Below are 13,603 nucleotides of genomic sequence, written 5' to 3' on the forward strand. Positions count from 1 at the left end.
GATTTACATCGATTGCTGGATTACATCGTGATGCCGGGTGACATCGGTCGGCATGCCTGACCGGGCTTCCATCGCGCGCTCCATCACCACGCTGTCGGTATTCGCATTCGTTTTGAAGCTTACCATTGCGGCATTCAGGTTAATGGGCAGCGTCTGCGGGTCATCGCCAATGTTTTTCGATAGCGGCTGGTGAATCTCAACCAGCCGCACGCCGCCCGGCTCCTCAGAAACCTTAATCGGCGTATTGATAATATTCACCTTGGTTCCCGGCGTAACGACGTTAAACAGCGTTTTGATATCGTCATCGCGCAGACGAATACAGCCGGAGCTGACGCGCATGCCGATACCAAAGTCCGCGTTCGTTCCGTGCAGCAGGTAAACGCCACCGTATGCCGCGAGGCGGATCGCGTGGTGACCCATCGGGTTATCCGGGCCTGCCGGCACTACGGCAGGAAGTTCGATCCCCTGGGCCTTATAGCGGGCGCGAATATTGGCCGTTGGAGTCCAGGTTGGATTCGCGCGTTTGTCCGAGACGGTGGTGACCATCGTCGGCGTCAGCGTGTCGCCGCCCAGCTGGCCAATACCGATAGGGTAGACGGTGACCTCATTTTTACCCGGCGGGTAATAGTACAGGCGTAGCTCCGCCAGGTTTATCACCATCCCCTCGCGCGGGGCGTCCGGCAGGATAGTCTGTAACGGGATAGTCAATACGCTGCCCGCACGCGGGACGTAAGGGTCGACGCCGGGGTTCGCCTGCAGCAGGGCCAGAAAACCGACGTTATATTTTTTGGCAATCGCTTCCAGAGAACCGCCATTATTTTCAACCACATGAAAGCGGTTTTCACCCACCACCTTGCTGCCTGGAGGGGGAAGGGGCCAGGTGTTTGCCCGAGCGGGAAGCGCAACCGCGACGGTGGCTGCCAGCGCAAACAGGGTTAACCAGCGAGTAAAGCGCGAAGAGGTCATCATCACCATAATCCATGCAAATGATAAGGTTATTGTTTTATAAGGCGTTAAACATAATTATGGCGAATGGGTGTGTCGGGAAGATCGGGTGAAATGCAAAGAGTTTGTAAATTGTCCCCCGTAGCGCTGGGCTAACAGGGGAAGGGATCTCCATAAAATAATGCCTGCACGGACGACCCCCTCTCCCTTGAGGGAGAGGGCTGGGGTGAGGGGGAACATACGACTCTGGTGGCCATTCCGTTCACTTTATGTTCCTTAGTACTCTGTAACGACATGACCTGTGAACGTGCCAGGGTGGCTCAGTCGCCACCACCCTGGCGACCCGGGCTCCCGGCGGTAAATCGCCGCTACGCGGTACCTTCGGCTTATTCCTTCCGGCTTTTCGGGGACGGGCGGAGGTAACATCCCTGTAAAGCCCGCCCTCTCGGCGCATCCCTGCGCCTCGCCCCGGCCTGCAGGAAACGCCTCAGCGATTTACAGCCGGACCAGGGTGTCGCTGTAAGCTATTCATTTTCCGGAAGCAACTTTCATCGCTTCCGGTTAATAAACTACATGAAATTCCTCAGTTAAGAGGGGAATGGAGGTTATGCGATCGCGTTCTCTTCCAACTGGCGCATAAAGTTACGTACCCAGTCCATACGGGTTTTGCGCTCCGTCAGCTCCTGGGTAAATTTCAGACGCGTTGGGCCATCCAGACGGAAATGCTGCGGCTGCTTTTGTAGCAGACCGATAAGCCACATCGGGTTGACGTGATTCTTCTCCGCGAACTCAATCACGCCGCCTTTTTCGTTGCCTTCAAGCTTGCGAATGCCCAGCTTCTGCGCCTGCTGGCGCAGGCGTGCGATATCCAGCAGATTTCGCGCCGCATCGGGCAGCAGGCCAAAGCGGTCGATCAGCTCAACCTTAATCTCTTCCAGCTCGTTTTCCGTCTTCGCACTGGCGATGCGCTTGTAGAACGACAGTCGGGTATTCACGTCCGGAATAAAATCATCCGGCAGCAGGGAAGGCATGCGCAGCTCAACCTCTGTCTGCTGGCTGGTGAGATCTTCCAGCGACGGCTCGCGCCCGGCCTTAAGAGCATCAACCGCGTTTTCCAGCAGCTCCATATAGAGCGAGAAGCCGATGGTCTCCATCGAGCCGCTCTGGTCTTCACCCAGCAGCTCGCCGGCACCGCGGATCTCGAGATCGTGCGTGGCCAGTGCGAAGCCTGCACCGAGGTCTTCCAGCGAAGCGATGGCTTCCAGACGCTTTTGCGCGTCGGTGGTCATCGCTTTTGGATGCGGCGTCAGCAGCCATGCGTAAGCCTGATGGTGCGAACGCCCGACGCGTCCGCGCAGCTGGTGAAGCTGCGCCAGACCAAAGTGATCCGCACGCTCAATGATGATGGTGTTCGCCGTCGGAATGTCGATCCCGGTTTCGATAATCGTGGTACACACCAGCACGTTAAAGCGTTGGTGGTGGAAGTCGTTCATCACCCGTTCCAGCTCGCGCTCGCGCATCTGTCCGTGGCCGATAGCAATGCGCGCCTCCGGCACCAGCTCCGCCAGCCTGTCGGCCGCTTTCTGGATGTTTTCCACGTCGTTGTACAGGTAATAGACCTGACCCCCGCGCAGCACTTCACGCAGAATGGCCTCACGCACCACCAGATTATCGTACTCGCGGACGAAGGTTTTCACCGCCAGACGGCGCGCCGGCGGCGTGGCAATAATCGACAGATCGCGCATGCCGCTCATCGCCATGTTCAGGGTGCGCGGGATCGGCGTTGCGGTCAGGGTGAGGATATCGACGTCGGCGCGCATCGCTTTGATGCGCTCTTTATGACGCACCCCGAAGCGGTGCTCTTCATCGACGATCAGCAGCCCCAGGTCTTTCCACTTCACGTCGCTTTGCAGCAGCTTGTGGGTGCCGATCAGAATATCGATCTTGCCTTCACTTGCCTGCTCCAGGATCTGCGTCTGCTCTTTGGTGCTGCGAAAACGCGACAGCATCTCGATGCGTACCGGCCAGTTGGCGAAACGGTCGCGGAAGTTGTCGAAGTGCTGCTGAGCGAGCAGGGTGGTCGGCACCAGCACCGCCACCTGCTTGTTGTTTTCCACCGCAAGGAAGGCTGCGCGCATCGCCACCTCGGTTTTACCGAAGCCGACGTCGCCGCAGACTAAACGGTCCATTGCCAGCGGCTGGCACATGTCGCTCAGCACGGCGTTGATGGCCTGGGCCTGATCCGGCGTGGTTTCAAACGGGAAGCTGTCGCAGAACAGCTGGTACTGTTCTTTATCATGCTTAAAGGCGAAGCCCTGTTTGACCGCGCGCTGGGCGTAGATATCCAGCAGCTCGGCGGCAACGTCGCGTACTTTTTCCGCCGCCTTCTGGCGCGCGCGCGCCCAGGCATCGCCGCCCAGCTTGTGCAGCGGCGCGTTCTCTTCGGCACCGCCCGCGTAGCGGCTGATCAGATGCAGGGACGACACCGGAACATACAGTTTGGCGTCGTTAGCGTAGGTCAGCATCAGGTATTCACCTTTAATGCCGCCCGCTTCCAGCGTGGTCATCCCCTGATAGCGTCCAACGCCATGCTCCAGGTGAACAATCGGCTGGCCCGGATGCAGTTCGGCCAGGTTACGGATCAGCGTGTCCGGGTTGATGGTTCGACGGCTGTCCTGACGGCGACGCGCGACGCGCTCACCCAGCAGGTCGCTTTCGCAAATCAGCGCCAGGTTGTTGAGCGTGTCGATGAACCCGTGCTCGGCGGCGCCAATCATCAGGTAACGACCGTTTCCGGTCGCTTCGCTCAGTCGCAGGATGCGCTTTGGCGCCACCTTAATGCGTCCCAGCAGCTCACCCAAAGCTTCGCGGCGGCCTTCACTCTCAACGGAGAACACCACCGGGCCGGTAAAGGACTCGAGGAACTTACGCAGATTATCCAGCGGGGATTTCTGCTGCGCCTGTACGGCCAGATCCGGCAGCGTCCGGAAGGCGAGGTTGGTATTGGCGGCCTTATCGGCAAGCGAATCGGTTTTCAGCTGCATGCGCGGCCAGCGCTTCAGCTCGGCGTTGAGCTCGTCGGTACGCAGCCACAGCGCTTCCGGCGGCAGCAGCGGACGCATCGGGTCAACGCCCCGGTTTTCGAAGCGAGCGCGAGTTTCGCTTTCAAAGCGGCTGGCGCTGGCGTCAATATCCCCGGTGTTAACAATCAGCGTATTCGCCGGGAAGTAGCTGAACAGGGCAGGCAGCGGCTCGTTGAAGAACAGCGGCTGCCAGTATTCGATCCCGGCAGGCAGCGTGCCTTTGCTGACCTGCTGATAAATATGTTCCGCGTCGCGCTTCACTTCGAACTTATCGCGCCACTGGCTGCGGAACAGTTCGATAGCGGTTTTGTCCGTCGGGAACTCATGCGCGGGCAGTAAATTGATGGACTCCACTTCTTCCAGCGTGCGCTGCGTGTCGGCGTCGAATACGCGCAGGCTATCGATTTCATCATCGAAGAAGTCCAGACGATACGGCTGGTCGCTGCCCATCGGGTAAAGGTCGAGCAGCGCGCCGCGGGTTGCGTATTCCCCGTGCTCCATGACCTGATCGACATGGCGATAGCCGGCACCGTCAAGCTGCGCCCGCAGGGCGTCACGGGACAGGTGCTGGCCTTTTTTCATCACCAGCGCGTGACCGTGCAGGTAGCTGTGCGGACAGACGCGCTGCATCAGGGTATTCACCGGCACAATCAGCACGCCGCGCTGCATGGTCGGGAGTTGATAGAGCGTCGACAGGCGCGAGGAGATAATCTCCTGATGCGGAGAGAAGCTGTCATACGGCAGCGTTTCCCAGTCGGCCAGGCTGAACACCAGGCTATCGGTGAACTGGCGAATTTCGTCGTGCAGGCGCAGGGCGTTTTGCATATCCGGGGCAACCAGGATCACCGGGCCAGGATGACGCTCGGCGATTTCCGCCACCAGCGTGGCGCACGCCGCGCCCGTGAGTTCACCCAGCTGGCGCTGGTCGCCCGCTTTGACAGGCAAGGAATAACGATAGTGTTCAGGCATGGCTATGTCAGAGTCTCTTATGGATATACCAACAGTATTGGGGCATATCACTGATACGCAATGTCTTTATTATCCTCGATCGTTTTACATAAGCAAATCGTAACCGCACTGCAGGGCTAAACGCCCCCGAAACGGGGGCGGCGAGGGCACTAGCGCGTTGAAGGTGATGGGACCAGCTTAGCGGGAGGAGAGAAGAAAACGTCGCCAAATAGCGCGGTGGAGATCTTACGCACCCCCAGCCCGGCCAGGGTACAGATCAGCAGGCTGGCAAACGGATAGACAAGGATTAAGCCCAGTTCGGCCCAGACCGGCCAGTAAGCGGCATTCATCTCGCCAATCAGGATCAGGCTGAAGGCCTCAATTAATATGCGGTGGGTGGTATAAATCGCAATCGTATTGGAGCCAATCACGTTCAGCAGGTTGTTAGGGTGAACGGCGTAGCGCTGCTCAAGGCTATAGAACAGCTTCATGATCAGCACGATCGACAGCAATGAGAGCAGCAGCGGAACGTTAGCAAACCACAGCACCACGGAGACTGCGGCGAAAGCGCCGGTTGTCAGCCAGATGCGGCGCAGGTTGACGCTTTTCATCCACGCCATCAGCTCTGCGCCATACCACGCCCCGAGGCTGTAGTAGATCATGTTGCGTACCACGCTGTTCATTCCCCACCACGGCAGCGGCAGGAAGTTGATCGCGATGCTTGCCAGCGCCAGCAGTCCCAGTACCGGCAGCTTCCAGCGGCTCAGCAGTTTACACAGCGTGAAGTAGACTACCAGAGCATACAGATACCACAGGCTGGTGCTGGCGGTGACCATCCCCAGCACAAATCCTGAGAACGAGTCGGCGTAGGCCGCGTTCGACGAGGTGGCAAGCTCACGATCGGGCGCAAGCCAGGCGTTGAGGTGGGTCAGCGCCTGCCATTGCAGGACGCCCCACAGCGCCAGCACCCAGACAATGCTCCAGATTCGCTTGTCGAGGCTGGTTCGCCAGTCCACCTCGTCTATATAACGACGGATCAGATAGCCGGAAATAAAGAAGAAGACCGGCATACGAAACGGTGCGAGATAGAGGTTAAAATAGACCCAGCATTTGGCGAGAAGGCCGGAGAGCGGGTGTTGCAGCCCGATCAGATGCGGATAAAACGTGATAACCGAATGATAGATAACCACCAGGCAGATACACAGCCCTTTTATCTGGTTAATCCATAATGCTTTTTGCTTCATTGTTCGCCACTACCTTATTGCCATAAACGAACGAGCAATTGTTGTAAAACGAAGCCAGGATGTAATGGGTAACAGTCTGTATCAGGAGGTTTTTCGGAAAAGGTGGAGGTTGCGATGTAACTATTCAGACATTAGCACCCTGATTTATCTGAATTTTTCGGATAAATGATTACCAAAGCTTACTGTTTCAGTCATTTACGCTTAACGGATTCGCTTATATACTCGTGGGTCTGCTATCAGCAAACAGACGGACTTCATGTATCAACCTGTCGCACTCTTCATAGGCTTACGTTACATGCGTGGGCGCGCCGCGGACCGCTTCGGTCGCTTTGTCTCCTGGCTTTCGACTATTGGCATTACGCTTGGCGTGATGGCACTGGTGACGGTGCTTTCCGTCATGAATGGCTTCGAACGCGAGCTGCAAAACAATATCCTGGGGCTGATGCCGCAGGCCGTTCTCTCATCATCCAACGGTTCGGTTAACCCTCAACAGCTGCCGGAAAGCGCGGCGAAGTTACAGGGCGTCACGCGCGTAGCGCCGTTGACCACCGGTGACGTGGTGCTGCAAAGCGCCCGCAGCGTGGCGGTCGGCGTGATGCTGGGTATCGACCCGGCGCAAAACGATCCGCTGACGCCGTATCTGGTTAACGTGAAGCAAACCGATCTGGAAGCCGGGAAATACAACGTGATTCTGGGCGAGCAGCTTGCCGGTCAGCTTGGCGTCAACCGAGGCGACCAGCTACGCGTTATGGTGCCTTCTGCCAGCCAGTTTACGCCGATGGGGCGCCTGCCAAGCCAGCGCCTGTTCAACGTGATTGGTACCTTTGCCGCCAACAGCGAAGTCGATGGCTACCAGATGCTGGTTAACATCCAGGATGCGTCACGCCTGATGCGCTACCCGGCAGGGAATATCACCGGCTGGCGCCTGTGGCTTGACGCGCCGCTGAAGGTCGATACTCTCAGCCAGCAAAAACTGCCGGACGGCACCAAATGGCAGGACTGGCGCGAGCGCAAAGGCGAGCTGTTCCAGGCCGTGCGGATGGAGAAAAACATGATGGGGCTGCTGCTGAGCCTGATCGTCGCCGTGGCGGCATTTAACATCATCACCTCGCTTGGGCTGATGGTGATGGAGAAGCAGGGCGAAGTCGCCATTCTGCAAACCCAGGGGCTGACGCCACGCCAGATCATGGCCGTGTTTATGGTGCAGGGCGCCAGCGCCGGTATCATCGGTGCGCTGCTCGGCGCCGTGCTGGGGGCACTGCTTGCCAGCCAGCTCAATAACTTAATGCCGATCATCGGCGCGCTGCTCGACGGCGCGGCGCTGCCGGTGGCTATCGAGCCGCTGCAGGTTGTCGGTATTGCGCTGGCCGCGATGGCCATTGCGCTGCTTTCTACGCTTTATCCTTCCTGGCGCGCCGCCGCCACTCAACCCGCTGAGGCTTTACGTTATGAATAAGATCCTGTTGCAATGCGACAACCTGTCCAAACGCTATCAGGAAGGCACTGTCCAAACCGACGTGCTGCACAATGTGAGCTTTAGCGTGGGCGAAGGCGAGATGATGGCGATTGTCGGCAGCTCAGGTTCGGGCAAAAGTACGCTGCTGCATCTGCTGGGCGGGCTGGACACCCCAACCAGCGGCGACGTGATTTTCTCCGGCCAGCCGATGAGCAAAATGTCCTCGGCGGCGAAGGCCGAGCTGCGTAACCGCGAGCTGGGCTTTATCTACCAGTTCCACCACCTGCTGCCGGATTTCACGGCGCTGGAAAACGTGGCGATGCCGCTGCTGATTGGCAAAAAGAAACCGGCAGAAATTAACGCCCGCGCCAGCGACATGCTGAAAGCGGTAGGGCTGGGCCATCGCGGTAACCACCGTCCGTCGGAGCTGTCCGGCGGCGAGCGCCAGCGCGTGGCGATTGCCCGTGCGCTGGTCAACAACCCGCGTCTGGTGTTGGCGGATGAGCCCACCGGTAACCTGGACGCCCGCAATGCGGACAGTATTTTCCAGCTTCTGGGCGAGCTGAACGCTTCGCAGGGCACCGCGTTTCTGGTGGTGACCCACGATCTGCAGCTGGCAAAACGCATGGGGCGTCAGCTTGAGATGCGCGACGGCCATCTGAACGCGGAACTGACCCTGATGGGAGCAGAGTAATGGCGTCACCGTTATCGTTACTCATCGGTTTACGTTTTAGCCGCGGCCGCCGTCGCGGCGGCATGGTGTCGCTGATCTCCGTCATCTCGACCATCGGTATCGCGCTGGGTGTGGCGGTGCTGATTGTTGGCCTGAGCGCGATGAACGGTTTTGAGCGGGAGCTGAATAACCGTATTCTGGCGGTGGTGCCGCACGGGGAGATCGAACCGGTTAACCAGCCGTGGACGAACTGGAGCGATGCGCTCGCCAAAGTTGAAAAAGTGCCGGGCATCGCCGCGGCCGCGCCCTACATCAACTTTACCGGGCTGGTGGAGAGCGGGGTAAACCTGCGCGCCATTCAGGTGAAAGGGGTGAATCCGACGCAGGAAGCGCGTCTCAGCGCGCTGCCAAACTATGTGCAGAACGGCGCGTGGGCCAACTTTAAGGCGGGCGAGCAACAGATCATCATGGGTAAAGGCGTTGCCGATGCCCTGAAGGTGAAGCAGGGCGACTGGGTGTCAATCATGATCCCGAACGCCAGCGCCGATCACAAACTGCAGCAGCCTAAGCGCGTGCGCCTTCACGTCACCGGTATTCTTCAGCTGAGCGGCCAGCTTGACCACAGCTTCGCCATGGTGCCAATGGAAGATGCGCGCCAGTATCTTGATATGGGCGACAGCGTGACGGGCATTGCCATCAAGGTTAACGACGTCTTTAACGCCAACAAGCTGGTACGCGACGCGGGCAGCGTGACCAATAACTATGTCTACATCAAAAGCTGGATCGGCACTTACGGATATATGTACCGTGATATCCAGATGATCCGCGCCATCATGTATCTGGCGATGGTGCTGGTGATTGGCGTCGCGTGCTTTAATATCGTTTCGACGCTGGTCATGGCGGTCAAGGACAAGAGTGGCGACATCGCCGTGCTGCGTACCCTCGGAGCAAAAGACGGTCTTATTCGCGCCATCTTCGTCTGGTACGGTTTGCTGGCTGGGCTGTTCGGCAGCCTGTGCGGCGTGGTGATTGGCGTGGTGGTTTCCCTGCAGCTGACGCCGATCATCAACGGGATTGAAAAGCTTATTGGTCACCAGTTCCTGTCGGGTGATATCTATTTTATTGACTTCCTGCCGTCTGAACTGCACTGGCTGGATGTTTTTTATGTGCTGCTTACGGCACTTTTACTGAGTCTGCTGGCAAGCTGGTATCCGGCGCGTCGCGCAAGCCGAATTGATCCGGCGAGGGTATTAAGTGGCCAGTAATTACGTCATGATCTAGCGGCTTTCGGGTCGCCAGATCGAAAGAGGAATGCGTTATGTATTATGGATTTGATATTGGCGGCACCAAGATTGCGCTCGGCGCGTTTGATAAAGACCTCAAACTGCAGTGGGAAACCCGCGTTCCCACGCCGCGCGACAGCTACGACGAATTTTTAACCGCCATTGCCGCGCTGGTGGCGCAGGCTGATGAACGCTTTGGCGTGAAAGGCAGCGTCGGCATTGGTATTCCGGGCATGCCGGAAACCGACGACGGTACGCTTTACGCGGCCAACGTGCCTGCCGCCAGCGGTAAACCGCTGCGCGCCGATCTCTCTGCTCTCCTTGAACGCGACGTGCGTTTAGATAACGACGCCAACTGCTTTGCGCTCTCCGAAGCCTGGGATGATGAGTTCCGTCAATTTCCGCTGGTGATGGGGCTGATCCTCGGTACCGGCGTCGGCGGCGGAATCGTCATCAACGGTAAAGCCATCACCGGCCGCAGCTACATCACCGGCGAGTTTGGTCATATTCGCCTGCCGGTGGATGCCCTCGAGGTGGTGGGACGTGATTTTCCGCTAACCCGCTGCGGCTGTGGCCAGCACGGCTGTATTGAGAACTACCTTTCCGGCCGCGGGTTTGCATGGCTTTACGAACACTTCTATCATCAGAAACTTGAGGCCCCTCAAATCATTACCCTGTGGGAGCAAGGGGATGCGCAGGCGCGTGAGCACGTCGAGCGCTATCTGGATCTGCTGGCGGTGTGTCTGGGAAATATTCTCACCATCGTCGACCCGGATCTGCTGGTGATCGGGGGAGGGCTCTCAAACTTTACCGCGATTACGGAACGGTTGTCCGGGCGTTTGCCCCGACACTTATTGCCGGTTGCCCGCGTGCCGCGTATTGAACGCGCGCGACACGGGGACGCAGGAGGCATGCGCGGAGCCGCATTCCTTCATCTCACCGATTAGTTTACGAGGTTACTATGCTGTCGCGTCGCCAGGGTCGACTCAGCCGTTTTCGCAAAAACAAACGCCGCTTGCGTGAGCGTCTGCGCCAGCGGATCTTTTTCAGAGACAGAATGATGCCAGAAGCGATGGATAAACCCAGAGTGGTGGTGCTGACCGGGGCGGGGATCTCCGCCGAGTCAGGAATTCGAACCTTCCGCGCGGCGGACGGGCTGTGGGAAGAGCACCGCGTGGAGGATGTCGCCACGCCGGAAGGCTTTGCCCGCGACCCTGATCTCGTCCAGGCGTTTTACAACGCCCGTCGTCGCCAGCTTCAGCAGCCTGACGTCGCGCCGAATGCGGCGCATCTGGCGCTGGCAAAGCTGGAAGAGGAGCTCGGCGATCGTTTTCTGCTGGTAACGCAGAATATCGACAACCTGCACGAGCGGGCCGGTAACAAGAACATCATCCACATGCACGGCGAGCTGCTCAAGGTTCGCTGCGCCTGGAGCGGTCAGGTGCTGGACTGGAAAGAGGACGTGCTGCCGGAGGATAAGTGCCACTGCTGCCAGTTCCCGTCGCGCCTGCGTCCGCACGTGGTCTGGTTCGGCGAAATGCCGCTGGGAATGGATGAGATCTACAGCGCGCTGGCGATGGCCGACGTGTTTATCGCCATCGGCACCTCCGGTCATGTTTACCCGGCGGCGGGGTTTGTCCACGAAGCGCGACTGCACGGCGCGCATACGGTAGAACTCAATCTTGAGCCAAGCCAGGTGGGCAGCGAGTTTGAAGAGAAACACTACGGCCTGGCAAGCACGGTTGTTCCGGAGTTTGTCGACAAGCTGCTGAAAGGGCTGTAACGGCAATCGCGTGAAAAGGCACCCGCCCGGCGGGTGCCTTTTTATTTATGAATGAAAGAACGCCAGCGTCTTCTCCAGCGATTTAGCCTGCTCGTCCAGCGAGAGTGCTGCCGCGGAGATCTGCTGAACCAGTGAAGCGTTCTGCTGGGTGGTGCTGTCCATCTGGTTAACGGCGGTGCTAACCTGGCTAATCCCCCGGTTCTGCTCGTCTAGCGCCTGAAAGATATCGTTGATGACCAGATGCACGTGCGACACGGCTTCAATCACCTGTTTCATCATCACCCCGGTTTCATTGACCAGCTCAACGCCTTTGCTGACGCGGCCTGAGGACTCGGCAATCAGCTGGGAGATCTCTTTGGCTGCGTTAGCGCTTCGCTGGGCAAGGTTGCGCACTTCCCCTGCGACTACCGCGAAACCGCGTCCCTGTTCACCTGCACGCGCCGCTTCAACGGCCGCATTCAGCGCCAGGATATTGGTCTGGAAGGCGATGCCATCCACGATGCTGTTAATCTCACCGATCTTGCGTGCGCTCTCGTCAATCTCGCCGATCACCACGACCACGTCGTTCACCAGCGTTTCGCCATGCCCGGCGAGCGTCGCGGCGCGATGGGTCAGCGAAGTGGCCTTGTGCGCATAGTCGGCGTTATTTTTCACCGTGACCGAAATCTCTTCCATGCTGGCTGCCGTTTCAACAATCGCCGCCGCCTGTTCTTCGGTACGCGAGGCGAGGTCAAGGTTGCCCGCCGAAATTTCGCTGGTCCCGCCGTGCACCGAATGGCTGGCTTCGCTGATGTTGCCGACGATGCGCTTGAGCTGCGTCTGCATAGTGTGCAGGGCATAAAAAATGCTGTGGGTATCCCCGGAACGCACCGGGATGGTGTTGTTCAAATCTCCCCGGGCGACGGCCAGGGCAATACCGGCGGCCTCGGAAGGTTCTCCCCCCACCGGACGGTCAACCTTGCGGGTAAAGATCTGGGCCATCACCAGGCTGACCGCCACGATGCTTAACACCATCAGGACGATGGCCTTCAGTAAAAATGCGCGCGCTTCGGCCATCACTTCGCTGACCGGGGTGATAATAGCCAGTTTCCACGGCGTCTGGCTGTTGCCGACGGCGATGTCCTGCCAGGTGATAAACACCTCTTCCTTCAGCAGCGGATCGTTTACCCGGGTGACGTCATGTCCGGCAATCTGGCCCGCGTAAGGCTTGCCTGCAGCACGTTTGTCCGGGCTGGACACCACGTTATTGCCCGCAGACAGGAGGAGGGCGTAGCCCGTGCCGTTCCACGGTTTAATTGCGCCGATCGTGGACTGCAGCGTGGCGAGCGAGAAGTCAGAGGTGACCGAGCCCAGAAATTGACCGTCACGCATGATGGGGGCGGCAATCGAAGTGAGCATCACGTCCACGCCGTTGTAGGGGTAAATATAGGGTTCGATGATCACATCTTTATGCCGCTGTTTCGGCAGCAGATAATAATCCCCGCTGCCGGGCGTTTCGATGTCCGTCAGCAGGTGCAATGCCGGTTTGCCGGTGGCATCGTGGTCGACGTAGCGGGCGTAGCGCCCGGCAGGATCTTCACCGCTCTGACCGGCAAAGGCGGCATCTTTATCGTCAAACGCGTTGGGCTCAAAGGCCATCGACATGGAGAGAAACGATGGGTGAGCCGAGAGGTAGTGGATGAGCAGCTGGTTCAGGCTCTGGCGATCGGATACGCCCGCCTCGCGCAGCGCCAGGGCGCTGTTGCCCATATCCCGGGCGGCAGTCAGGGCGGAATCCAGCTGTTTGCTGACCTGTAAAGCCTGTACCTCGGCTATCTGGCGGATATGTTTTTTGGCCAGCACCTCTTGCTGCGCCATCCACTGCCACATCATAAACCCGATCGTTGCCGTAAAGCCCACCGTCACGGTGAGGAAAATGGACAATAGCATCAACGTCTTGACTCTTATTTTTTTTCTTCGGACCATGGCGTCTTTCATTCTCATCTCCCGTAATGTTGTGCGTGTCGGGCAGGCACTCATTACTTATCGGATATATTTCCTTCTTTCTGTAGATCGCCGGGTATATTTAATTTAAATTCCAGAATATTAAATCCCGTTAATTAGTGTGGATGCTTTTATTTTGTGCATTCAATCAAAATAGCGCTCGATAATGCTCGTTATCGTGGTGTAGAAAGAGGATGCTAATAAA

General features: G+C 58.2%; 9 protein-coding genes. 5 read left to right on the forward strand and 4 right to left on the reverse strand.

Going from position 1 to position 13,603, the window contains the following annotated elements:
• Positions 1-3: 3 nt before the first annotated feature.
• The 3 genes from V1587_RS10925 to V1587_RS10935 all read right to left on the reverse strand — a co-directional run bounded on the left by V1587_RS10925 (position 4) and on the right by V1587_RS10935 (position 6,220).
• On the reverse strand, positions 4-969 hold the full coding sequence (locus V1587_RS10925) for a L,D-transpeptidase family protein (protein WP_371897742.1): 966 nt from the start codon (positions 967-969) through the stop codon (positions 4-6).
• A gap of 581 nt (positions 970-1,550) precedes the next feature.
• Positions 1,551-4,997 (reverse strand): transcription-repair coupling factor, encoded by a 3,447-nt coding sequence (gene mfd / locus V1587_RS10930; RefSeq protein WP_371897741.1) that lies wholly within the window; start codon positions 4,995-4,997, stop codon positions 1,551-1,553.
• A 149-nt stretch (positions 4,998-5,146) separates the two neighbouring features.
• Positions 5,147-6,220, reverse strand: a complete 1,074-nt coding sequence (locus V1587_RS10935) for an acyltransferase family protein (protein WP_371897740.1) — start codon at positions 6,218-6,220, stop codon at positions 5,147-5,149.
• A 256-nt stretch (positions 6,221-6,476) separates the two neighbouring features.
• Here V1587_RS10935 and lolC point away from each other — a divergent pair, with 256 nt between their 5' ends.
• From lolC to cobB, 5 genes are read left to right on the forward strand one after another with little or no spacing between them, the layout of a single operon-like run.
• Positions 6,477-7,676, forward strand: a complete 1,200-nt coding sequence (gene lolC, locus V1587_RS10940; RefSeq protein ID WP_032668182.1) for a lipoprotein-releasing ABC transporter permease subunit LolC — start codon at positions 6,477-6,479, stop codon at positions 7,674-7,676.
• On the forward strand, positions 7,669-8,370 hold the full coding sequence (lolD, locus tag V1587_RS10945; protein ID WP_112781858.1) for a lipoprotein-releasing ABC transporter ATP-binding protein LolD: 702 nt from the start codon (positions 7,669-7,671) through the stop codon (positions 8,368-8,370). Before lolC ends, lolD begins: the two co-directional genes overlap by 8 nt.
• Positions 8,370-9,614, forward strand: a complete 1,245-nt coding sequence (lolE, locus tag V1587_RS10950; protein WP_371897739.1) for a lipoprotein-releasing ABC transporter permease subunit LolE — start codon at positions 8,370-8,372, stop codon at positions 9,612-9,614. Before lolD ends, lolE begins: the two co-directional genes overlap by 1 nt.
• Positions 9,615-9,667: 53 nt before the next feature.
• Positions 9,668-10,579 (forward strand): N-acetylglucosamine kinase, encoded by a 912-nt coding sequence (gene nagK, locus V1587_RS10955; RefSeq protein ID WP_395314293.1) that lies wholly within the window; start codon positions 9,668-9,670, stop codon positions 10,577-10,579.
• Positions 10,580-10,593: 14 nt separating this feature from the next.
• Positions 10,594-11,415: a Sir2 family NAD+-dependent deacetylase gene (gene cobB / locus V1587_RS10960; protein WP_032657982.1), complete on the forward strand. Its 822-nt coding sequence runs from the start codon at positions 10,594-10,596 to the stop codon at positions 11,413-11,415.
• A gap of 45 nt (positions 11,416-11,460) precedes the next feature.
• Here cobB and V1587_RS10965 read toward each other — a convergent pair whose 3' ends face one another.
• A complete protein-coding gene (locus tag V1587_RS10965; protein ID WP_371897737.1) occupies positions 11,461-13,392 on the reverse strand; it encodes a methyl-accepting chemotaxis protein in 1,932 nt (643 codons plus the stop codon).
• Positions 13,393-13,603: the final 211 nt, after the last annotated feature.

Origin of the sequence: Enterobacter sp. ECC-249, from assembly GCF_043965265.1 — a bacterium.
In the GTDB taxonomy this organism is placed as follows: Bacteria; Pseudomonadota; Gammaproteobacteria; order Enterobacterales; family Enterobacteriaceae; genus Enterobacter; species Enterobacter quasiroggenkampii.